The organism is Dyadobacter sp. HNCC25DJ183 (assembly GCF_056895175.1).
This window is the reverse complement of the sequence record NZ_JBXHAP010000003.1, coordinates 72,326-95,811: the sequence shown is the minus strand read 5'-3', so window position 1 is coordinate 95,811 and position 23,486 is coordinate 72,326. Positions and strand designations below refer to the sequence as shown.

At 48.1% G+C, this 23,486-nt stretch carries 17 protein-coding genes; 3 read left to right on the top strand and 14 right to left on the bottom strand.

The features are described from left to right. Positions 1–38 precede the first annotated feature (38 nt). Both AC1XTG_RS07825 and AC1XTG_RS07820 read right to left on the bottom strand, forming a co-directional pair. The gene (locus AC1XTG_RS07825; RefSeq protein ID WP_484841565.1) at positions 39–2,384 is read right to left on the bottom strand and encodes a GumC family protein; all 2,346 of its coding nucleotides are present in this window, start codon (positions 2,382–2,384) and stop codon (positions 39–41) included. A 37-nt stretch (positions 2,385–2,421) separates the two neighbouring features. Then, positions 2,422–3,126, bottom strand: coding sequence for a polysaccharide biosynthesis/export family protein (locus AC1XTG_RS07820; RefSeq protein WP_484841564.1), 705 nt, complete (start codon positions 3,124–3,126; stop codon positions 2,422–2,424). Positions 3,127–3,472: 346 nt separating this feature from the next. Between AC1XTG_RS07820 and AC1XTG_RS07815 the strand changes: the two genes are divergently transcribed. Beyond that, entirely contained in the window at positions 3,473–4,078 is a 606-nt protein-coding gene (locus tag AC1XTG_RS07815) for a DinB family protein (protein ID WP_484841563.1), read from the top strand. 137 nt (positions 4,079–4,215) lie between these two features. Here the strand turns inward: AC1XTG_RS07815 and AC1XTG_RS07810 are convergent, their stop codons facing one another. The 12 genes from AC1XTG_RS07810 to mnmE all read right to left on the bottom strand — a co-directional run bounded on the left by AC1XTG_RS07810 (position 4,216) and on the right by mnmE (position 20,710). Next, entirely contained in the window at positions 4,216–4,512 is a 297-nt protein-coding gene (locus AC1XTG_RS07810) for a hypothetical protein (RefSeq protein WP_056290263.1), read from the bottom strand. After that, positions 4,505–6,625, bottom strand: coding sequence for a geranylgeranyl reductase family protein (locus AC1XTG_RS07805; RefSeq protein WP_484841562.1), 2,121 nt, complete (start codon positions 6,623–6,625; stop codon positions 4,505–4,507). Before AC1XTG_RS07805 ends, AC1XTG_RS07810 begins: the two co-directional genes overlap by 8 nt. A gap of 1 nt (position 6,626) precedes the next feature. After that, the gene (locus AC1XTG_RS07800; RefSeq protein WP_484841561.1) at positions 6,627–7,604 is read right to left on the bottom strand and encodes a polyprenyl synthetase family protein; all 978 of its coding nucleotides are present in this window, start codon (positions 7,602–7,604) and stop codon (positions 6,627–6,629) included. A gap of 3 nt (positions 7,605–7,607) precedes the next feature. Then, entirely contained in the window at positions 7,608–9,068 is a 1,461-nt protein-coding gene (locus AC1XTG_RS07795; protein WP_056290271.1) for a chymotrypsin family serine protease, read from the bottom strand. Continuing rightward, positions 9,065–12,736 (bottom strand): PKD domain-containing protein, encoded by a 3,672-nt coding sequence (locus tag AC1XTG_RS07790; RefSeq protein ID WP_484841560.1) that lies wholly within the window; start codon positions 12,734–12,736, stop codon positions 9,065–9,067. Before AC1XTG_RS07790 ends, AC1XTG_RS07795 begins: the two co-directional genes overlap by 4 nt. 1 nt (position 12,737) lies before the next feature. After that, complete coding sequence (locus AC1XTG_RS07785; RefSeq protein WP_484841559.1) at positions 12,738–13,301, bottom strand: hypothetical protein; 564 nt, start codon at positions 13,299–13,301, stop codon at positions 12,738–12,740. A gap of 68 nt (positions 13,302–13,369) precedes the next feature. Beyond that, the gene (locus AC1XTG_RS07780; RefSeq protein ID WP_484841558.1) at positions 13,370–14,581 is read right to left on the bottom strand and encodes an aKG-HExxH-type peptide beta-hydroxylase; all 1,212 of its coding nucleotides are present in this window, start codon (positions 14,579–14,581) and stop codon (positions 13,370–13,372) included. Beyond that, complete coding sequence (gene yhhC / locus AC1XTG_RS07775; RefSeq protein WP_484841557.1) at positions 14,578–15,762, bottom strand: cyclophane-containing peptide 2OG-Fe(II) oxygenase YhhC; 1,185 nt, start codon at positions 15,760–15,762, stop codon at positions 14,578–14,580. The genes AC1XTG_RS07780 and yhhC overlap by 4 nt, the downstream gene beginning before the upstream one ends. 30 nt (positions 15,763–15,792) lie before the next feature. Further along, positions 15,793–16,857 carry a radical SAM protein gene (locus AC1XTG_RS07770; protein WP_484841959.1) on the bottom strand — a complete coding sequence of 355 codons (1,065 nt, stop codon included), beginning with the start codon at positions 16,855–16,857 and terminating at the stop codon, positions 15,793–15,795. Positions 16,858–16,953: 96 nt separating this feature from the next. Further along, on the bottom strand, positions 16,954–17,265 hold the full coding sequence (locus AC1XTG_RS07765) for a hypothetical protein (protein ID WP_056290293.1): 312 nt from the start codon (positions 17,263–17,265) through the stop codon (positions 16,954–16,956). 383 nt (positions 17,266–17,648) lie between these two features. Continuing rightward, complete coding sequence (locus tag AC1XTG_RS07760; RefSeq protein ID WP_484841556.1) at positions 17,649–19,313, bottom strand: S8 family serine peptidase; 1,665 nt, start codon at positions 19,311–19,313, stop codon at positions 17,649–17,651. Between the two features lie 29 nt (positions 19,314–19,342). Continuing rightward, complete coding sequence (gene mnmE, locus AC1XTG_RS07755) at positions 19,343–20,710, bottom strand: tRNA uridine-5-carboxymethylaminomethyl(34) synthesis GTPase MnmE (protein WP_056290298.1); 1,368 nt, start codon at positions 20,708–20,710, stop codon at positions 19,343–19,345. 106 nt (positions 20,711–20,816) lie between these two features. Between mnmE and AC1XTG_RS07750 the strand changes: the two genes are divergently transcribed. Further along, a complete protein-coding gene (locus AC1XTG_RS07750) occupies positions 20,817–21,443 on the top strand; it encodes a 7-carboxy-7-deazaguanine synthase QueE (RefSeq protein WP_056290301.1) in 627 nt (208 codons plus the stop codon). After that, positions 21,398–23,356: an OmpA family protein gene (locus AC1XTG_RS07745; protein WP_229238772.1), complete on the top strand. Its 1,959-nt coding sequence runs from the start codon at positions 21,398–21,400 to the stop codon at positions 23,354–23,356. Before AC1XTG_RS07750 ends, AC1XTG_RS07745 begins: the two co-directional genes overlap by 46 nt. Positions 23,357–23,486: the final 130 nt, after the last annotated feature.

Here is a 23,486-nt window from a genome sequence, read left to right as displayed (position 1 = left end):
TGATGATATACGCGAACAATCAAACAGGATTATACGCCCTAGTTCAGCTGCCTTCCGGTTGCCAGCTCAGCTTCTGATTTGACATTGGATTCGTCGAAATACCCCTGTCCGTTTCCGTAACCGTAGTCGGCGCCGTAATTCACACCATTGTAGACGAGGCTGAGGTTGGGAAATCTTTTCGAGAATTTGAGTTCGGCTATACTTTTGAGATGGTCCTGCAAAGTATAGTTGTCACGCACCACGTAAAGGCTGGCTTCTACATACTCGGCGATCAATGCGCTGTCGGTTACCAGGCCGGTAGGCGGTGTATCGATCAGAACATAGTCATATTCTGCGCGCAACTCGCGGATCAACTCGCCCAGCCGCCCATTGCTGAGCAGCTCGGACGGATTCGGAGGAAGCGGACCACTTGGGATAATGTCAAATTTGGGATGCAGCCAGGTTTTCTTAATCAGGTCCTGCGCATTCATCTGGCCGATCAGATAGTTGGTAACACCTACATTGTTGGTCACTTCCAGGTATTCGTGAACGGAAGGCTTGCGCAGATCAAGTCCGAGAAGAATTACCTTTCTGTCGGTATATGCCAGACTTGCCGCCAGATTTACGCTGACAAAGCTCTTTCCTTCATTACTGATGGAAGAAGTAATCATGATAATGCGGCAATTTCCGCTTCCGAGGTATTGCAGGTTGGTACGCAAAGCCCTGAACTGCTCGGATACCTTGCTCCGGCTGCCGATTTTGAACACCGACTCGGACGTGCGCTGCCCCTTCTTTTTCTTCATTGTTCCCACCTCGCCCAATATGGCAGCCTGGGTGAGATCTTCTATTTCTTGTCTGCTCTGGACTCTTGTATTGAGCAGTAAAATGAGGTTGATCAGAATCAATGGGATCACCACTCCGGCCATTCCGGCACCCGCCCAAATGGTGGAATGCCGTGGTCTGATCGGCTGGTAGGAAGAAATGGGTGCATCGATAAGGCGGCTGTCGGTAACTGTGGAGGCATAGGCCAGCGCAGTTTCCTCTCTTTTTTGAAGCAGGTAGAGGTATAGGTTCTCTTTGATGGTCTGCTGCCTTTTTATTCCAAGATATTCCCGTTCCTTCTGAGGAATTCCGCGCAGCCCAGACGAAAACCGGGTGTTAATGGTTTCAAGATTGCGTTTTGTAACGTCCATTCCCCGGCGCAGGTTTTGCACATTCTCCCGTATAGACTGTCTGGTCTGCGCCATTTGGGTAGAGATCGTTTCCACCAGCGGGTTGTCTTCCTGGGTAGTCTGCGCATATCGCTCGCGTTGCAGATCGAGCTCATTGTATTTGGTTAGCAAGAGGATCAGGATCGGGTCGTCGATCATGTAAGTGGCAGGTGGCGGCGTACCACCCTTCAGATTTTCAACGTAGCTGTCCACGCTTTCCAGGATATTGATCTTGGTATTGATCTCATTCAGTTTTACGTCATTTTCCTTGATATTGGACAGATAAAGCTGCGACTCAGCACTGATATCGGTCAATCCTCTCGTTTTCTTATACGTTTCCACATGCTTCTCCACGTCGCCCAGTTCGCCTGTGATCAGGTTAAGACGACTTTCAATGAATTTAAGCGTATTGGAAGCCTCGCCGTTTTTATCACTGATCGAACTTTGCACATATACATCCAGCAGTTTGTTCAGGATATCCTTTGCGCGCTGTGTGGAGGTATCCTCAAAGGTTAGTTCGAGGAGCGTACTTTCGGGATAAAGGACCTTTACATTCAGGCGGTGCAGCATACCTGCGGTAAGGGCAGGCAGGTTGTGAAAACGCACAGAAATATCCCTGTAAGGCGAAGCAACCCCACGTTCCACTGAAAATAGCCCCCACTGCGTCCTGAGTTTCTGACCAAATTGATAGCGTTGCGGCAGGTCGTTGATCGTGAATCCGGAACTGTCGGTTGTATGTATAATCAAGGGATTTGTGAACGCGTATTCTGAGATAATTTCCGTATTCACCCGGATCGGGCTTTGTGCATACAGGTCTACTGTCCTGAAACCATCCTCGGTTTCATAGGCAACGTCCAACCCAAGCTGCTTGGCCACAAGCCCCATCAGCAGCTTGGAACGGAGAATGCCCATTTCATTTTCGAGCGACTTATTCCCGTTCAGCTTCACCATCTCATCCATGATCGCTTTACCGCCACTCGCCTCCGCGTCATCCTTAATGAGCAACGTGGTGGATGAGATAAAAACCGGCTGCGTTGAGAGGAGATAATAGTAAGCGCCGGCGAGGCACAACGGGATAAATAGTACAAACAGGTACCAATATTTGAAATACCTGAAAAGGTATGCACGAAGATTGAACTTCTTCTGCTGACCGTCCTGGTTACCAGTGAACAGTCCACTTCCTTTTTCTTCCATTAGAAAGGATGTTTATTATTAGGCAATAAATGCAGGCTTAAAGAACCCTGAAAAGCACCAGGGAAACAGTGGTAATAATGCTGAGACTTAATGGTAAAATCTGATATGTTCTGTCTGCGTGGGTCATTCGCGCTTTGGCGGGCTCCACGTAGACGAGATCGTCTTTGTGGAGGTAATAATAAGGGGAGTCAAAAATGGCTTTCGATGTGAGGTCTACGCGGGTGTAGGCGCGTTTGCCTTTTTCCTCTCTGACAACAAGAATATTGTCGCGGCGGCCGTAGATGGTCAGATCGCCGGCCAGTCCCAATGCTTCGGGCAGCGTTACTTTACCGTCGGTGATCGTATAAACCGCCGGCTTGTTGACTTCACCTAAAACGGATACTTTGAAGTTGAGGATGTGGATCGCTACCGAGGGAGCTTTGAGGTATTTATTGAGTTTTCTGCGAAGCGTGTCGGCAGCCTGCTGCAATTCCAGTCCTTCCACATGCACCTTTCCGATCAGCGGCATTTCAATACTGCCGTCTGCAAATACCAGATGTCCGTACGGCTGCGATGTAGCTTGTCCGCCATTGACAGCAACAGAAGGCCCGCGCTGACTTACCGTATTGAAAAGATCATTCGCTTCCAGATTGAGACTGCCCACAGTAATCGAGAGCATATCATTTTTTTGAATCGTCGGAATATAGTCCTGCATGATCGAATCGATCGAGTTTTCAGAACTGCTATTCTGGAAATACACCATTTGCTTTGGTGTAATGCAGCTGACCGCGCAGGCTGAGACAGAAGCGACTGTAAGTAAGCAAACAAAAGATCGTAACCTGACAAAGTACAAATTCCCCATATGTATCGGTTGCTTAAAAAGACATATGTAATGATACTATCAATCTTTTTAAGCGATTCTACACATTCGGACGAAGCGGGCAATAATGCGGTTGAGGCGGACACGCTTTCTTATCTTTTTAAAATCCTGAGATAGCGCGTCGCAATGAGCGTTTTCCGTTTGCTCATTAAGTCTACCGGTGGCTCAATCTGATCAGTGCCTTTTCGATTTCCGTCTAGTTTTGGGCAAATCTATAAACTTACAGGAAATGAAACTTTCAAGATGTTGCAGCTTGCTGCTCTTCATTATGCTCGCGTGTCCGTCTTTTGCCCAGGAAAAGCTCTGGACAGAAACCGACCGCCAGTACACCATCGATCAGCTAAGCCGAACCAGGGACGAACTGGTCAAAGAAACAGAGAACCTGACACCAGCGCAATGGGATTTCAAAGAGTCGCCCGACCGATGGTCTATCGCGCAGATTGTCGAGCACCTTGCATTGTGGGAGATCATCTGGGCACGGGAAATCAGTATGGGATCACGCAGCAAGCCGCAGCCTGAACTCAATCAAACGGCGCGGCCAGACAGCTATTATTCGGAATTTATTATGGAGACCAATCCGCACGTGGCAGCAGATATCGCCATTCCGACTGGTTTTATCAAAGGAAAAGACAACCTGACATTCTTCCTGAGCCGTCGCGAGCAGAACATTGCTTTTGTAAAAAAGACAGATGCAGATATGCGTGCCCATTTTGAATTAACCGGAACCCCCAACCCGCGAAACATGCACCAGGTTTACATCTATCAATGGGGCCACGTAGACCGGCATTTAAGACAGATCCGCAAAGTAAAAAGCGACGCAAAGTTCCCGAAGTAGACACTAGAATAAGTGACTTAAAGACCTCGGTCAACTGAATAGCCGCAGAGCGACTCCCTATAAACAGGGAGCTGCTCTGCGGCTATTCAGTTCAAAGTCGCTTGCATGTAAGTTCTAGGTTTTCTAAAACCTAGAACTTACAACGCCTTCATCTCGCCAGTATACTTCAATTTAAGCTTGACTGTTTTCCATTGCTCCGTTTTTTCCTCTCTGCCAGGCCCGCGCAGGTAAACCACGATGACGTACTCCTCGCCTTCCTTTCCAATGCCGGCTCCGGTCGCATTGTATTTACCGATGATTTCCTGCTTATCCTGGTGAAAAACCTCCTTCACGTGTTCCAGACTATTGCTCATTTTTACTTTCGTTTGGTTGCAGGCTTGCAGTATCCAGATCCCCATCATCAGCCCGAAGCCTATTAATATTATCCTAAACATCTGCGTGAGCCTTTATTGAAATAAATTTACACAGATTGATCAACATTTCTTTGAGTTCTGGATTATCCAGACTCTCTATCTGAGTAAGTGCCTGCTGAATTTCGTCATTTGCATAACCACAGCACCGGCGTGCCAGTAATGCCTCATTTACATTTACTTCGCTTTGACCTTGCTGCATTAAAAGCAGGTGCATAAGGCTGAGCTCCGGGTTGCCGGTATACGAAATCGAATCAGGATTCGCACCGGGGGTATCATTTCGATGCAGGTAGTTGGCAGTATCTTCCACTAAAAAATAGGCTGCTCCGAAATGCCTGGCAAATGCGGTCAATGCATTGGTTTCGGAAACGGTTGCGTTTCGGGCCACGCTGCCCAGCTGCACGCAAAGCGCAAATGTGTTGCTGTTTTTCTGATGAAGAATAGCAAGATATTCCGCAATGCTGAATGCTGCGCCTGTCTCCGCTTTCCTCTTCATCAGGATCAGTCCGGTATTGGAAGTGGCGATGGCTTCGGAAATAATCTTGGCATAAACGCTCTCCATGGAGGTGATCATTTCGAAGGATTTGCTCAGCAGGAAGTCGCCCACGAGAATGGAGATCATGTTTCCCCAGTTGAAAGCACTCCTCTCGGAATCATTTCTGGATTCGATCACGCTGTCGTGACAAATGGAAGAAATAAAGCCCAGCTCCAGCGAAGTAGCCAGCCTGACCAGCTTGTTCCGGTCCGATCTTGCCGAATAGCCGGATAGCAGCAGGAACAGCGATGGCCGGAATGGTATCCCCGAGGAGGTTTGCGCCGCAGTAAACATCCTGGACAAAAATGGCCAATCCTGCCGCGTCAGCTTGATCAGGTTTTCGTTCACAGCCAGCAGGTCGGTTTTCAGCTGGTGTCTGTTGTGGTTTATATAAGCCGAAACATCGTCGAAATAGTACTGTGTGAAATTTTCGCCGATCCCTTCGGGAAATACTGCGGATTGACGGATTGCACTGAATAAGGGTTTATCGTTCTGAAATGTGCCTTTCAGGATCTTCCAAACCAGGTGGTACCGGTTCACCGAGGTATTCCCGGTTTCAAAATAACCCTGGTATCTCGACGCCAGCAGCCTGCCATAGTCCGACAGGTCAGCAAAGTCCCGCCCACCCCGCTTTTGTTCCAGGTAGATTTCAGAAGCAAGTGTCCCTGTCTCAATCGCATAGCCTATCCCCTCTCCCGTGAATGGACTGATCATGCCGGCCGCGTCGCCGGTCAGCATTAACCCGGGCGCAAAGGTATGGTCAGGATTAAAGTCGAAACGCATCGGCGCGCCGAACAACTTACCCTGTAGCTGCATTGCCGCAAACCTGTTATCCGTTCTTTTCAGCTTTTCAACAAACATATCCATCACGGTCTGGATATTGTCCGTTTCGGTTTTTTCAATAAGTCCGACGCCAATATTCGCTTTCCCATTGCCCATCGGAAACACCCAGCCATACGAGGGCAGCACGTATTTGTTGGAACTGTCCAGAATGGGCAAGTGAATTTCCAGCTTATCGGTTAATCCCTCAATATTTTCATAATAACCCCTAATCCCGAACCCCAGCTTGTTGCGGGGCGTACTGGCGAGCGAGGCCTGATAGGCTATTTTGGAAGCAGCACCATCGGCCGCAATGACAATGTCCGCGAAGAATTCTTCTCCCGTACTGATCCGGATGCCGGTTACCTGTGTGCCGGCCGCATTGTACAGCAGGCTATCGAAACTTGTTTTGCCTTTAAACTCTGCTCCTGCTTCCAGCGCTTTCCGGTGCAGGATTTGGTCGAGCTGCATGCGGGGTACCACGAGGCCGTAGCCTGGTTCGGCGAGGTAGCCGGGATATTCAAAATTCCGTTCGCCTTCATCCTGCACGAGCACCCGCACACCACCCGTTTTTTGATACCCACTGAAATGTTCGAGCAGACCGAGCGCGTGCAACAACCTGGCCGATGTCCGCGTCAAGCCGTCGCCACAGCTTTTATCCCGTGGAAAATCACTTTTATCGATCAGCAGCACACGGTAACCTTCCCGGGCAATGCACAATGCAGCAATGGAGCCTGCCGGGCCACTTCCGACAATAATGGCGTCGTAAGAATTATTTTCCATATCAATGATCCCTCGAAAGGATAAATGCAGCCAGGTTGAGTAATGATTGTTTTGTAGTCCCTTCGGACAGGAATGCGATGGCCGATGTGGCTTCTGTAATGTATGCTTCCGCTTGTTCCCTCGCCCGCGCAATCCCCCCACTGGATTTGATCAGCACAATGGCCCGATCGATGTGGTCCCTTTTCATATCCTCGATCAGCAGCAGCTGCCTGAGTTCCCCCTGTGTGGCCGGGTCATTCAGCGCATGGAGCGTGGCGTAACTGTAAACGCCTTCGCGAAGATCTTTACCGATTTCCTTCCCTGTCTTCCCGGGGTCGCCTTTCAGGTCCAGTATATCGTCGATCAGCTGAAAAGCAATGCCGAGCGACTGGCCATAACTGACCATCGCATCCACAGTATAGCGGTCTGCATTGGAAAGTATCGCACCCAGTTTGCAGGGAAGTTCAAAAAGGGAACCCGTCTTTTGCCGGATATGCAGCAAGTGATCGTCTACCGGTAATTGCAGGTTATAGGCATTTTCAGCCTCTTTGAGCTGCCCGAGACACAGGTCGGCTACATACTGGCAGGTGATCTGGTTGATTTCCTGGTTGTAGTCCGATAGCATTGAGATCGCCTTTGAGAAAAGGTAATTTCCTGAGTAAGTCGCATTGACATTCCCCCAGCGGGCATTCACGCTGGCTTCGTTACGCCGGGTCTCGGCGCGGTCCATCACATCGTCGTGATGCAGGGAGGCAATGTGGATCAGCTCCACCGCTGCGGCGGGGAAAAGCAGGTCTTTTTCGTAATAATCCCCCGTTTTGACGGCGAGCAAAAATAAAGTCGGGCGGAGCTTTTTCCCGCCCAACTTTACCGTATGCAATACCAGCTGGCTGAATTCCCGATCTGCAGAATCAATCTGAAAAGCAAGGATATCATCGATCGACAGCAACCTTGCCTTTGTCAGGCCGCAGGTCAGCCACTCTGAGTTCGTAGCAGCCATTCGTCAGCAGTCTTTTCTTCTCAATGATTCCACTTTTGAAATAATGGAAACCACTTCATTGAAGATTTTCTCGTCGTCAAGTTTCCTCAGAGCCTCGCTTACGGTGTTGCCTTCAAAGCTTTGCGCAATCTCGAAAAGCTGTTTGGCAGCCTGCTGTTCGTCGTCTTTGAGATAACGCTGCATCCTTCCCAGAACCTGTCTTGCCTCATTGAGGTGCTCGGATGTGATCGTTTCCTTGCTGTCCGGGTTCCAGGCCATATTTCTGGCCTGATCGGCATATTTATCATACAGGTATTGCAGATATTCGGTATCCTCTCTATTTGCCCTCAGCTTATCTACGCGTTGCAGGATCTGATCTTCATTTTCAAAATAGGTATCAATCGCAAAACGGCCGGTCAGTGTCCGGGACAGATATTTTTCACGGAAAACCTTTTCAGTCGCCACGTCACCGGAAATATCACGACGGAGCACCGATTTTGCAGCCTGGGTAGAATTACAATCGCTGCATTTATCTTCATTTCCACCTTCACCGCCTCTACAAACAATGGATCCGGAGTCGCCTCCGTCGGACATCCATGCAGTGACGATCTGATTGTCAAAAGTAGCCGAGCCAAAATCGTAGCCGATGGAAACAGTAGCATCTATTTCCGTTATTGTGGAACTCGTATACTCGGTGGTCCGTCCGACTTTCTCAACGTTCATACCGATTTCTGCTGCTGCGACGGCATTCCCGTTCAGGAAATCAATCTGTAATGTTTTCAATACATCATCAATCGGATTCATGATCGTACGGTTGCAGCTTCCCGCGAAAAGCAAGCCAATTGCGGGGTGGTCGGCTGAGGGTACCGGCATCAGGTTATTCTTCATTTCATTGATCACATTCCCACGGTCTGTCACCTGGGCAATAGCCGCATCAATGGTGTTTCCCGTCGCATTGATCATCTGAAATCTTTTCAGCGTGGCGATTACGTCAGCAGGCACGACCCCGCCGTCAAAGGAGCCCGGCTGAATGATACTGTCTCCGAGCGCAGCTGCATTTTCATCGGCCAGCACGTGGTTATTGCTCAGGATACACAGCGAACCGTCCGTTCTGTCTGTGACCAGACAGCCAAGCGTTCCTGCTGTGACATTGAAATGCCCGATGCTGATGCCAGAGGGGGCCGGCCTGTCGCGCCCGGTAAATGCGAGCGGGTAGATCGGACCCGTTTCCACGACATCCACCTGCACACTATCCCCGCCGATGAAAAGTCGTCTTGGTAAGAGCTGTGAAAGCGGTAAAAACGCCCGCGGCACTTTTTTCATGACATATACGACCACGGCAGGATCTTCGGTAAACCGGTTATTCACGATCCTGCGACCAAATGCCATCCCAACGACATTAGGGTTTTTGAGCCATTGCCCTACATTGACCTTTTTAACCGACCTGGCTAAAATCCGGTGTTTGTGAAATTCTTCCTTGTTCATTGTTTCAAAGTTTTAATGTAAAATGGATGCTCTTCTTGCTTATAACTGGTCTTCCGAAAGCACACTTTTGCCAGTCCGGCTTCTCCTTTCAGTACGATCTGGACCTGGGAAATCCCACTCCCCTCGACGGTCACCACGAAAGCCGGATTATTGAGTTCTTCATTTTTCTTAGAGATATGCACGCCTTCACTATCGCTGGCGACAATCCCGACGCCGATGGATCGGTGATACCTGAATTCCAGCGTCAGGTCCTCTACGGGCTGCCCGAACCTGAGCAGCAGCCCGCGCCTGATTGCCAGACAGGGAATGTGGTCGGGCGGGAATGAAGACGTGATAAAGTTGGCCATCCCCGTGGAAGAGATGAATGTGACGCGTTTGTAAGTCCATTCAGCAGGCAGCTCCTGCTTTTCTTTCACATCACTGAAATCCACGCAGGTACTCTTTTCAGGCACCGGCTTATCGACCGTTTCACAGGAAATATTCTGCATCGCGATCAGGTCCGCCACGTCAAAACAACATTCGTTCGCCTGCCTGTCCGCCTGACTTTCCAGACCGAGGAAAACCGTAATAAGGTTCTCCTTCGCACAGGTCCGCTGCATCAAATGCGACCAGGCCCGCTCTGTGTTCCCTTTCGACCAGATCACCCGTGGCGACGCCGGGTCCGTTTGTCCGAACGGATCGATACCAAGTCTCGCAAACCCGCTGCCGCTTTGGAGCATATACCTCGCTTCCACCTGATATACCCAGCCCGGATTGGCTTTGATTTGCTGGTAAATACCTGCCGAACCACCACTCAGCACTATTCGCTGGGAGCTTAACCCATCGAGCACAAGGCATTTTTCACAATAAAAAACCGCCTCGCCTGTTTGTCCCGCAGCTGAACGGGCCGGGTTTCCGGCTAAGGCGAACGGGTGCCAGCAATTGGCTACTTTTCCTGCGGGATGATATGAAAATCCTTCATTGAAATGACCGTTCTGAATCCCTGTTACCTCCACGATGGTTTGCGATTTACCTACACCACCATCATCGTCGGTCACAACACATTCGGCATAAAAGCTGCCGCATTGTTTGTAGATGTGGGAAGCGACTGCTGTGCCTTTGGCAGCAGGCGGCTTGTTGGTTCCCTCCACCTTTGCCATTTTCAATCCCGAACAATCGCCGAAGTGCCAGGTAGCTACGTGCGTGTCGCACCAGCCGGGATCTGTGAAATCGCCTGTCAGCGTTATCGGGCTGCATGTGTAGGCATATATTCTCTCCGGAGTTACGACCGTCGGCGGGACATTCAGTACGGTTACCATTTTTGTTGCCGTGCCCACGCCCCCATTGTTATCGATCACCTGTACACTCACCGCGTACACGCCATTATCGCACCAGGCGTGATGGATTTTGGTGACACCCTTTGATTTTGGTTTGATATTGGTTTCCTCGACAAAACCTTTTTTGGTAGGCTGATCGTCGCCAAAATTCCAGACGGACCAGTGGGTATCGAGGTATTCAACGTCTTCAAAGTAAGCTTCCAGCGTTACGATTTCGCCTTCATTGACTGTGATATCGGGCCCGGCATCCACAGTGGGGCCAACATTTTTTACCCTGACCAAACCAAAATGCCTGCTTTGAGCCCCTCCGAATTCATTGACCTTTAATCCATGCTTGGCCAGGTAAATACCGCTGTTGTCGTAAGCGTGAAAAATAGTCTTTACGGGTTGTGTCGCGCTACCGTCGCCGGGGTTCCAGAAATAGTCAGCCTGCGGATAAATGCGTAGTGCTTTCAGCTCGGCTGCCTGAACGGCGTTGACGGTATACTTCTTAGCAGTGGTGGCAGGAACGACCTCCGTAGTTTCACAGCTACTGATCACCTCCATTTGTCCCGAAAGAACCAGTCCGGTGTCAGAAATATCGACAGGATCAAAGAAAACGGCTTTCACCCTGCCTATGTTGGAAAGCTCGGGCGGCCACGCGGTAATCCCTTCCACAGCACCAGAAACGCCATTTACGAGCGAGTCGCTGCCGATATTTTCTACGATTGCCTCCACGACCAGAATGATAACAATGGAGATAATGCCGATCAGAACGCCCCCAACACCGAATGATATGACCGCAAGAATGATCGCAACGATCCAGAAAGCAATGCCCTCATCCACATCCACATCGGGATCTCCGATGATATGGTGTTTGAGCTCCTGAAAACCTTCTGCGCTCTGGACACCGCTGGGTTCCCAGTGAAGGCCCACATTAGTTGTAAAATCTGCATCCACATCAATAGAACCCAGCACCGCGTCAATTACAGTCACTGAGCCCGTCAGGCGAATTGCGTGGTTGACCACGGATATATTCAAGCTATTGAGATCGACATCCTTGCCGTCTTCATGGAAACGTTTGGGAAAACTGTCAAACCCGTTCTCCGCAATTGCCTGGCTGATTTTTTCTTCGAGAGAAGCCTTGCTCATGGCGATACTAAACTCCATCGGTGCGGGAATGAAGAACGTAATCGCATCAATATCGGCCCCCTCGCCTGAGTTCAGGGCGATGTTCAATGAGTCGGAAAACACTTTTACATCGACACTATTTACTTCAAACTCGTCATCTGAGGCAGTCGGTGTCCAGATCGAGATATGGCTTCTGGATGACAGCTCTGTAAAAAACAGATCGGCAATGGTAGCCTCAATTTCAGCGGAAGAAGGAATGGCAACTTCCCTGTTTCCCAGATCGTTGGCAAACGTCACGCCTTTGCTCCGCAACTGTGCAGACAGTACCGCTTCAAGGTCCAGCGCCGAAAACCGGGCTTTATTGGTGTTGTAATTATTCGCTTCGTTGGGGTTTCCGGCTATATCCGATCCGGCACCGGCAATCGGCCCGACGGATACATTGGCCAGTACCACATCGCCAAACCGGGCTACGTATTTGTCAGGATGTTTCTCAAAAGGCGCGTCGATGATCAGCCGTGTTTCAATTCCCATCGGCGCTTCGATATGCAGCGGGCCGATGCTATCCGGGATGAATGCGTACATGCGCAGATAAACGGGTATGGATATACGCAGTGTTGCGGGATCAGGAAATGAAGTCAGGATCTGGCGCGCAGGGTTCGCCTCGTCGTCATAAATCTGTGTGGTCGTACTGCAAGTCCCGACTCCAAAAGCCACATTATTCTGAACAATCAAATGTGGTATCTGCTCGTCTTCGTAGGCTTTATGTACGTAATCCTGCAACAGCTCCGGTATACTTGCATCCAGCGGGTGCCCCGCATCCAGCACAGCCCACACATTGGCACGGACCATATCACCGAGCAGGATACCTACATTCTGCGAACCGGGCATGGTGTTAACAGGCGCCTTGGCGTGCAATATTGTATGAAAATCGAGCAGCCGGGCGGAAGGTACCGGCGGATTACCGATCTCAATCTGCACATTAATGCCCAGGATCAGCTCTACACCGCCTACATCCGTTGCGAAAGCAGCATCGAGTTCGTCCTGCGGGATCTGCACTTGTCCGTCCACCACGGGGAAACCTCCGATCGTACCTACCGCCGGAATATCCATAAACTCGGGAATACGCCCCGCATCATCGGGCTGATCCGGACATTCGGCTGACTTCCAGGCTCCTTTCAAGGCTTTGACTACAACGCTTTGAGAAGCTTGAATAATTAATTCAAATCCATGTGTATCTGCCATGTCAATTCGATTTTCTCTTTTTCAGCTTGATGTGCAAATGAATGTTGGAATCCTTGCCATACTTTCCCTGACGGATCTGATTGTAGGCAAACCGGTCACCGAAGGCGGCCACAGAGGCATCTATTTCCGTGAAAGCCAGGAGCGGCCCGATCACGGGATGCAGGCCGGCGTAGGTGTTCAATGTATCGTCCGCCTCCCCTTTCCGTCTGGGAAGTACCGGTTCACAGACCGGACAACCTTTGTGATCAAATGCTTCTATGTTCAGCTCGTCGAACAGGACCCTATTCAGGTCCCTTTCCGAACGGATATCGAATGCGCCGCCTGCCTCGCGGTGGATCGTTGAACGCAGTTCGTCCAGTTTCGCCGCCGTTTCCGGGCCGAAGCGGAGCCTGTCTTCCACTTTATCCAGAATATCCGGATTGATCCGGTAACCCAGTTCGGCGAGCGCCAGCAGCGGGTTGACAGCAGCTGCCAGTTTCAGGTTTTCGTCGTTATTAAGTGCAATGGTAATTTTGGTAACGGCTTTCTGAAGGTCTTCCCAAGAATTTAAAACAACTTCCGACATAAGCGATCGTGTTTAATGGTTGCTGATACACCGAGTGTAAGCGGGAAAGCACTTGAATCGATCCTGGATCAGTTATCTCCAAATGCGGAGATCATTCCTGCGAAAATGGCATTTCCTTCAAGCGTGAACCGGGCGTGTTCTTCGAGTATTTGCAGGGCTACCTGTACTTCGCCGCGCCTGATCGTAATTTCATTTTGTACCGGCGCATTGTCAGGCCAGATTTTCGCTGCCTGCCGATAGAATTTCAACACTGCCAAAAATGCGTGGGCGCCAAGCAGAACCCCGGATATCGGCCGCAGATCGGGTCGCCAAGGATGCTTGTAAATCTTCGCTGAGTCGCTCAGCAGAACGGGCACAATGGACCTGTACAGATCCATTTTCACATGAGATAATTCATGGATAACAGACTCGGCCAGCAGGAACGGCCACGCATCTTTGCGTACCGTTAATTGCAAAATGTAGGGAAGCTCGTTGGTCGACGCACTGTTCCAGCGGTGTGACGGCATGGACATCGGCAGCACACCGTTGAAAAGCAGGCTGATATCGGGCATACATTCCGGCCACACATCTTCGATCAGGTCCAGCGACCTGGTGAATGCAGCTTCCAGATCGGCCACGTCCATTTCCGAGGGTTCCTCCTCCGCAAGCCGGAGCTCGCTCAACTCGCCGAAAAAGGAGCTGTTCAGCAGTTCAATATGGTAACGCGTGATAAAAACGCGCTCCGCAACCTGTATGCTGCCCCCAGCACGCACGACAGCCACCTTGCACGCTTCGGAAATATGTATCCGGGTATCCGCAACTGCGAGATCAATGGAACCGTCGTGGTTGGCACTGATCATGGCAAGATCGTCCGAACCGGTGTGTGTATATACCTGCCAGCTTGTCCCGATCGGACAATACTGATCAGCTAGCGGTATTTTGCACTGGTAATTTTCACCGGGAAATTTCGGTAAGTATTTTATCAAAATAATGGGCAGATATAGTAAATGAGAATCTAATTCATTCCCGGGCTGCTTTAACATTCTGTTCAGCCTTTTTAACCAGGCTATAAAGAAAACAGACCGGAATATCTCCACACATTCTTCCGTAGTAGCATGGACTAATACATTAATCAAAAGATCATAATTACGATGTGAAATGTTGAAGTCAGATTTGTTTTGAATTATTTCCAGAATGTGGTTTAATGAATATGCTTTGAGCAATGCATGCAGACTCTCCGTACCCGATCCGTGGATCGGTATCGCGGTCATCACTTCGTCATTTTCGATTGAATATTTCATAAAACATGATGAGAATAATTGAAGTTGTAACTATTGAGAATGCGCTCGTACTGCGCTGCTGGTATTCTGTCAGCGATCAGTTCAATTAATGCAGCAGCCTGTTGCATATTCGCATGATCCACGGCCAGGTGAAAAGATTGTTCAAGCTCATTTGCCAGGATCAACATTAAAATGGAAGTCACTTCTGATGTATTAATCAGCATTGATTCACCATTCAAAAGTGTAGTATCAAAAGAATTGTCATTTGCCAACAAATCCTGACAAAATTGACTGGTATTTAAATTACCAAAGATATAAACCAACCTTTCCGCTTCCTCACCAATTAGTTCTGCAATATCTTGTCGCCTCTCAGGATCGATTAATGCCTTTGAAAAAGAACCGGTACCATATACACTGTGAAATAATCCTGTAAGCCAAAGGTAACGAGGTGCGTTCCAGCTACGGAGGATGTTTGCCGTGCCAATTAAATGCGCCAGTAATGTGCGGTTTGTGTGGTTGACAAGATCTGCACCTTCTTGTTTTAGAAATGAGATATACCCTTTCAATTGATATTCAGATCGCAAGAATCTGGTATCGGAAACTTCCGGACCTAACCCCTTTTTCCAGAAGGAATAAATCAATGAATACCTGATTCCTTCCTCAACATCCGATACCGCGTGAAAGGAATTGTCTGACAATTCAAATGCGAAAGCCGAATTATTAACAGGCCTTACAATCTTATTGATATTACCGATATTATTTTCATTTAGCACAACCAGATGTCCACCAAACCGATCAGAGAAATGGCTGTTCAAATGAATAATAAGACGGTGTGTTTCGGTACCATCATGTGGAGAATCTGTATGAATCCCCACGCCCAATCCCTGCGTGAATTTATGTGCACAATAGCTAATCCTTGTCTCACTAAGATCTACTTCCATATGTTTTTCGATCAGCTTTCGGAAGTAAGTAACAGTGGGCCGGCTGAACAAACCGTCCAGCCCGTCGAGCCTTCCCATACTCAGGTTCATGCAATCGAATTGATTGAAAAAGGAAGAAGTATGTGGTTGCCATTCCGCCTTTGTATCAAACCAATGGACAATTTTTCGCGTAAGATCTTCCGACAATATGCCGTCCACAGTAAGGTGCGGATAAGGTTTGTTGAAAGAGGCAATGTTTTTGGAATACCGGACTGTTTTCATTTGCAGCTGGTTAAAATTGTTACCTGGATACTACACGTATATATCCTCTTTGAGTCGCTTCCAGACGTGGCCGAATATCTCTTTGAGATCGTCGCAATAGATGCTCGCATTGTCAAATTCATTCTCCGCAGACCAGCGCGAAACGATAGGTCCGCCGCCGCATGCATTCAGAAATTCGCATTTCCTGCACCTTGCATTGACATTTAGAGACGCACTTCGGATTTTGCTCCACAGGTCATTTCCCTGCACAGCCTGAATGGGATCCGTTTGAATATTGAGACTGCTCGTCACCGCGCCTTTGCCTAGTACGCGCATCACATCCAGCCCTTCGATGCTTCCGTCCGTGGAAATAGTGACGGTAGTAATCGCGCCCAGTCCGAGTGTAATCGAATTACTCTGCCCTCCGAGAAGACCTTTTACCATGGAAGAAATGATCCGGATCGTGACACCTGAATTTGCGTGGCTGTCGTACCAATCATCAAAAAGATCCTTATAGAAAACCGCAATCGGCTGAACGGTATCTCTATATGTTGCATCGGGAATCAACACATCGAACTGTTTGACACCCACTTGTTCGACAAAAAAATCGATGATTTCCATCCCATTCAGCGCAGTGGAGAACACGGAAATAATGCCCGGCTCTATTCCATTGGTTTGCAAGAGCCTGATTTTTTCGGTTATCCTGTCGTAAGTTCCATTCCCTTTGAAATCGATCCTGTTTGCATCGTTGAATTTCCTGGGTCCGTCCAAACTTATGCCGACACCAATTTGAAATTCTTTAAAGAAATTAATCCACTCTTCCGTAATTAATATTCCATTGGTCATGATGGAATATCTGATCCTGCAATTCGTTTGGATTGCTATTTCATTTAACTTGTTCATGAAGGGCCTGAACCTTTTTAATCCAAACAGCATCGGTTCGCCACCGTGAAAACCTATTGAAAATGTTTTTAAATAATATGTATTTATATGTGCTTTTAATTGCGTGCATAAAGCCTCTTCCACTGATTCGGTCATAATCGCGGGCAGATCATAAACAGACGGATCTTTAAACCAATAGCAATAACTGCAATTGATATTGCACCGACTTGCCAACTTGATCAGCAAGTCGGTGCAAACGTAATTTTCTGGTTCAATTACATTTTCCAAAGCAAATGTTCTTTATGCGCGGATATAAATAATAGATATGTACTACTGGTTGCCGCCCGGAGCATCGGGTTGATCGAGATTTCTGACATTAATTTCGGGATTTATGATTCTATTTTTCAGAATATCCATTAAATCCGCCCCAGGTGACTTATCGTACGAACGGTCATAACCGGGATGTGTTCTGTCATACGAAGCAGCATCAGATATCTGACCTATCATCTTATCAACTACATCTTCGTGCCCCCGGATTTTAACAGTAAGCTGAAACTTTTCTTGCAGTTCTTTCAACATTTCCGGGGTAAGATGGTCTGTATTCCCGGTTAGCACAGTACGAGTTACTTGTTGCTTTGACATAGTTTATAAAATTTAAGTTGATTATTGGATACTTGTATTTCCGGTGGGCAATTGCGTAGGCAATAGGAATCCTGCCTTTCGTTTGAAAGTATTTGGCAACAACAGATTGGCGCAATATTATTGCTGTTGTTAATTCCGGTAATTTGTCAATCAGTGGGAAATTAAATCGCTTATGCGATTCGCGGAGTAGACATGGGCTGGGTTGAACAGGCCCTCGCTGTCAATAGAGAATCATTGACCGTATTATAATTCGAGCTTTTGCGATACAATACTAAACTTTAATATGAAATATTGTGGCTGCCGATGGATTAAAAGTAGATATTTTAGTTTGTTAGTTCAAACATTATCTGACTATATTATTAACCGGTTTTCACCGCTCACTTTCATTTTCCTCTTGCTCTGGCAAGTGCCGAAGCCGTTTCCATGTTAGCAATACCATAGCCATAAGGAACCACAGGATTACTGGCCCGGTCACCGGATTTTCTGATAATATCGATCAGTTCCAGATTGGTCAGTTTGGGATAGGCCTGCCATAAGCAGGCTGCCAGACCACACAGGATAGGACTTGCATACGAAGTACCAAAGCGAAATTCGCTTTTTCCAAGTACATTCATCACAGATGCTCCGCCTCCTAAAGCCATCACATCAGGTTTTATGCGATTATCAACAGTAATGCCATACGATGTAAAACTGTCGGCTTCCAGAGATTTATGTACAGAACCAACTGTTAGTACGTTTGGAGAATCAGCAGGAGTCCCAACCCAGGACTGCTCATTTCCGGCGCAATTAACGATCAATATTCCCTTACTGGCGGCAACATTGGCTGCTCGACTAGCCATTGCGGTCTTACCGTCCATGTCTTTAAAGCTGTATACTATTGATGGGAAAGTATATCCAGTGCTGTAATAAAGAGATGAATTGATAATATCAACACCTGCACTGTCTGCATATTCCGCGGCATTGACCCAGTAATCTTCTTCAATGGGGTATTCCGAGGATTGATCCTCGGTTCTCAGCAGCCAATAATTCGCCTCTGGTGCTGTGCCAACATAATAACCAGGAACGTTTGCAGCCAAACAGGATGTGACCCATACGCCGTGACTATCTACGCTATACGGATCATCATTTTCAAATATGAAAGATTTGGCTCCTTTAATATTTACGCTTTTAAAACCTGCATTATTTTTGAGATTGATGAATCCTGCATCAATAACTGCAATATCAATACCTGCTCCTCTGTACCCTTTGTCATGGAGATACTGACCGTTGTTGACACTGATGTTATTACGGGCCGTTCCATAATCCAAGGGATTGGTGTTATCAGTGGCTACCGAACCTACCTGGGGAATATCCTTATATTTTTCCGTACTGGAAGATTCGGACCTTTTTCCTTCCCACACAAGTACGACTTCTTTTACAAATGGCAATGCCTTGTACTGATCAATCAAAAACTGATCCTGGCAATGAACACTTACGGTACTGAGCCATTTACTTTTAGCGACAATTTTTCCGCCTACCTGCTGAATGATCCGAAGGTAATCTGCGGAAATCGGAAGGTCCGTTTCATTCACTTCTATATTTTGTTTGCGCCTGCGCTCAATGGCTTTTGCTGATAAGAATGCTCCCGGACTATTTAGATTTAGATCTGTGGTGCCCTTATCTTTTAGTACCAACCTGTATTTATAATCATAGCCATCTGTAATCGTTACCTTACACCGCGCCTGGGCTTTGCCATTAATCAATTTTGCTATTACGTAAGTCTCGCCAGCACCTTCCGGCCACACGACACCATTTGTATCTACCCGGGCAATCCTTGGGTTTTCACTGCTCCATACGAATGACAGGTCTTCGCCCGGCTCATACTCATAGTTTTGAAAGGTAAGTTTTAAGCGCTCGCCGTAGGGCTCTTCCTTCGCCAGTTTGACTTCGGAAGGTTCGATGGAAAGCGTCAGAGCCTTTGGAGGAATTGGTAATTCCTCTTTTTTACAAGCCAAAAACAATATGAAAAATATTACTACATACACACACTTCAAATTTTTCAATCTCATATTTACTGGCTACTAAATTTTTATTAAGTCTACTTGCCAATGCAAAATTTCCTGAAAATATTTTCAAGCAGGTCATCCGTCACAATCGTTCCCGTAATCTCTCCCAGGTGATGGAGCGCCAGGCGGATATCTTGCGCCAGGAAGTCGCCGGTGACGCCTAGTGATAATCCGTTAACTACGTCCGTGAGTGAGTCGAATGTTTTTACAAGATGTTCGTAGTGCCGCAAGTTGGTAACTACTGTGTCGGCGGCGGATTGTTTGTGGACCAGCGAAATGAGCTTCGTGGTCAATGCCGCCAGGCCGCTCTGCATTTGGGCGGAAATAGGGATAAGATCATCGTCCAATGCATGCAGACGCACATTTTGGCCATTATCAGTGTCAATTTTGTTCAAAACAAACAACACCTGCTTGTCTTTCGGCAGCGATTCTGCAAGTACCTTGATATCGTTGTAAGTTTCTTCACTGTCAAAAAGGAATATCACGATATCCGCCTTCGCCATCGCAGCTTTGGAGCGCTCTATGCCGATCGACTCCACTAGATCAACTGTTTCGCGGATGCCGGCTGTATCAATAAACCGGAACTTGATTCCACCAAGGATCATGGTATCCTCTATCACGTCGCGCGTTGTGCCGGCAATGCTGGTCACAATCGCCTTTTCTTCATTGAGCAGCGCATTCAGCAGCGTAGACTTCCCTACATTCGGCGAGCCGATAATCGCGACCGGCACTCCTTCCTTGATCGCGTTACCCGCATCAAATGATTCGATCAATGGCGCAATAGTCTCTTGCAGCGAGTCGATCAGTCTTTTTAAATCGTCACGCTGGGCAAACTCAACATCCTCTTCGCCGAAATCGAGTTCAAGTTCGATCATCGAAGCAAAATGGATCAGCTCTGACCTTAATGAAGTAAGCTTTTTGGAAAAACCGCCGCGCAACTGGTTCAGCGCCGTTTTGTGACTGGACTGCGAATCTGCGGCGATCAGATCAGCCACAGCTTCTGCCTGTACCAGGTCAAACTGCCCATTCAGAAATGCACGCTGCGTGAATTCGCCCGGCTTGGCAATGCGGGCACCTTTAGATATAAGTACTTTGAGAATCTGTCTGATAATGTAATCAGATCCGTGACAGGAAATTTCCACCGAATCCTCTTTTGTAAATGAACGCGGTGTTTTGAAGACAGTGACCAGCACCTCGTCGATAACCTCGATCCCGTCTGAAATGGTCCCGAAATGGACTGTGTGGCTGTCTGCCTTTTCCAGGTTCTTGCCTTTAAATATGCTGTTAACAATGGAAATAGAGCCTTCTCCCGAGACCCTGATCACGGCAATTGCCCCTACTCCTGAGGGGGTCGCCAACGCGCAAATAACTTCCTGCTGGTGAATTGGTACAGTATCCATCCTGCAAATATGTGACTAAATCTACGGTCGGGCAAAGATCAGGCGGACGAATGCCGCGCCGAGTGATTATGGAAATCGGCAATTTCGATTTTCGTATCTTTGCGGCATGTTAACCGAAACTTTACCAATCTACACAAAAGCACTTCCGGTGATGGAAGCGTTTTATACTTTACAGGGCGAGGGGCAGCACAGTGGGCGGGCCGCTTATTTTATCCGCCTCGGCGGGTGCGAAGTAGGCTGTCACTGGTGCGATGTGAAAGAATCCTGGGACGCAAATGCGCATCCCAAGTACCCGATCGATTCCATTGTGGAAGGCGCTTTGCAATATCCCGGCCGCCTGGCCGTGATTACCGGCGGCGAACCTTTGATGTATAACCTGGATGCACTTACCAGCGCATTGCAGGAAGCAGGATTTAAGACGAACATCGAAACTTCGGGCGTTTACCCGTTCTCGGGGCATTGGGACTGGGTTTGTTTTTCACCTAAAAAATTCAAGACCCCGCACCCTGATATTTACAAGAATGCCAACGAGCTAAAAGCGATCATTTACAACAAAAGTGATTTCGATTTCGCAGAAGAGCACGCCGCGCTGGTCAACGAAAACTGCACATTGCTGATGCAGCCGGAATGGAGTAAGCACGATATCATGCTGCCTTTGATGATTGACTATATCAAAGACAATCCCAAATGGAAAATGTCGTTACAAACTCACAAGTTTATGAACATTCCGTAATGCGCTGGGCCGTCTTTTTAATTGTTATTCTAAGTTTTTCAGGATCGTTCAAAGTGGTGGCACAGGAGGCTACCCTATCCCGGAAAGGACGAGAAAATTATGAAAAGGCGCAAAAAGCGTGGCAGCAGCGCCAGCTCGGCGAGGCCATTATACTGTTTGAAAAAGTACTTCAGGAAACTCCCCAAAGTTACGACACCCATTTAAGGCTCGCGCAGATCTACGAGTTGCAGCGCAATGCCGATCTTACCCGCAAGCATTACACGCTTGCTACCCGGCTGAAACCCGACGCGCCGCAATCAGGGCCGGGATTTCAGTGGCTGGGCAGGTACCATTTCCAGGCTGAGCGTTACGATTCGGCGCAGTTTTATTTCGAAAAAGCGATCAAGCTTTTTCCGCCAAAATCCAGCTTGTTCAGGCTGGCCGAGAAGTCGATCGTCTCGTCCAAATTTGCCGCAGAAGCGATCAAAAAGCCGCTGGCTATCCAGAAGAAATCAATGGGCGATACTGTCAATTTCCTCAGGACACAGTACTTCCCCGTTTTGACAGCCGATAATGAAACGTTGATTTTTACGGGGCTCACCGAGGAGCGCGATGAAAATATCTACGTAACAAACCGCAAAAAAGGCAGCGACGCAAGTGGCTGGGATGTTCCAGAAGATATTTCACCCGCAATCAATACCATTAATAATGAAGGAACGTGCAGTGTTTCAGCTGACGGTCGTACCCTCGTTTTTACAGCCTGCAACCGACCCGAAGGCTATGGAAGCTGCGATTTATACATATCACATAAGGAGGGAAAAGACTGGACTACCCCCGTGAACCTCGGCGAGCAGGTGAATACCCGCGACTGGGAATCACAGCCATCACTTTCCGCTGACGGACACACCCTGTATTTTGCTTCCGAACGAAAGGAAGGAATCGGGAAAAGGGATATCTGGGTTACCACATTAAATGATAAAAAGCAGTGGAGCGCCCCGAAAAACCTCGGACCGGCTATCAATACGCCCGATGATGAAAACGCGCCATTCATTCACGCAAATGGCCGGACCCTCTTTTTTGCATCCGACGGCTTAGCCGGAATGGGCGGTTTCGATATTTTCATTTCTCAAAAAACAGACACGATCTGGGCGGCGCCGAATAACCTCGGGTATCCCATTAATACTGTTGCAGATCAGGTCGGGCTTTTCATTGCTTCCGACGGAAAGAGCGCTTATTATACCGACGACAGTTCCGATAAGGGAAAAGGCCGCTCGCTCATCTATACATTCGACCTGCCTGAGTCGCTGCAAAATATGATCGTACCTACAAGGTATGCCAAAGGCAGGGTTACCGACAAGAAAACGGGCCAGCCGGTCGCTTCTGATATCGATCTTTTCGATCTCAAAACGCAGGAGAAAGTGGGCGCATTCACTTCCGATGCCCGTACGGGCTCTTTCCTGGCTGTGCTTAACAAAGGAGGAGAGTATGCATTTTATGTTTCAAAACCGGGGTACCTGTTTAAAAGTCTGTCTTTCTCGGTCAGCGACTCAGTATCTTTTGTTGACCTGCAAATTCCTCTGGAGGCAATAGAAAAAGACCGGGCGGAGATCCTGAATAACATCTTTTTCCAGACTGGCAGATACGAGCTGGATGAAAAATCAAAAGTGGAGCTCGACAAGATGGCAGACTTCCTGACCCGGAACAAAGATGTAAAAATCGAGATTTCAGGGCACACCGACGATGTAGGTTCGGACAGCGAAAACATGGAATTGTCGCGCCGGCGCGCGCAATCTGTGCAGCAGTATTTGCACAAATCGGGTATTGCACAGCCCCGGATTTTGTCAAAAGGTTATGGGGAAACAAAGCCGGTAGCGGCAAATGATACGGAAGCGAACCGCCAGAAAAACAGGCGCATTGAGTGGCGCATTCTCTGACAGCTTGCATTACGGGGCTAAATTTCGCACTTTTGTTGATCTGTCGATGTTGTACTATACGAGTGCTGCAAAGGCCTTTTCAATTCCACACACTTATTTTTTCAAGTGAAATCCTGAATAGATTTTGTAA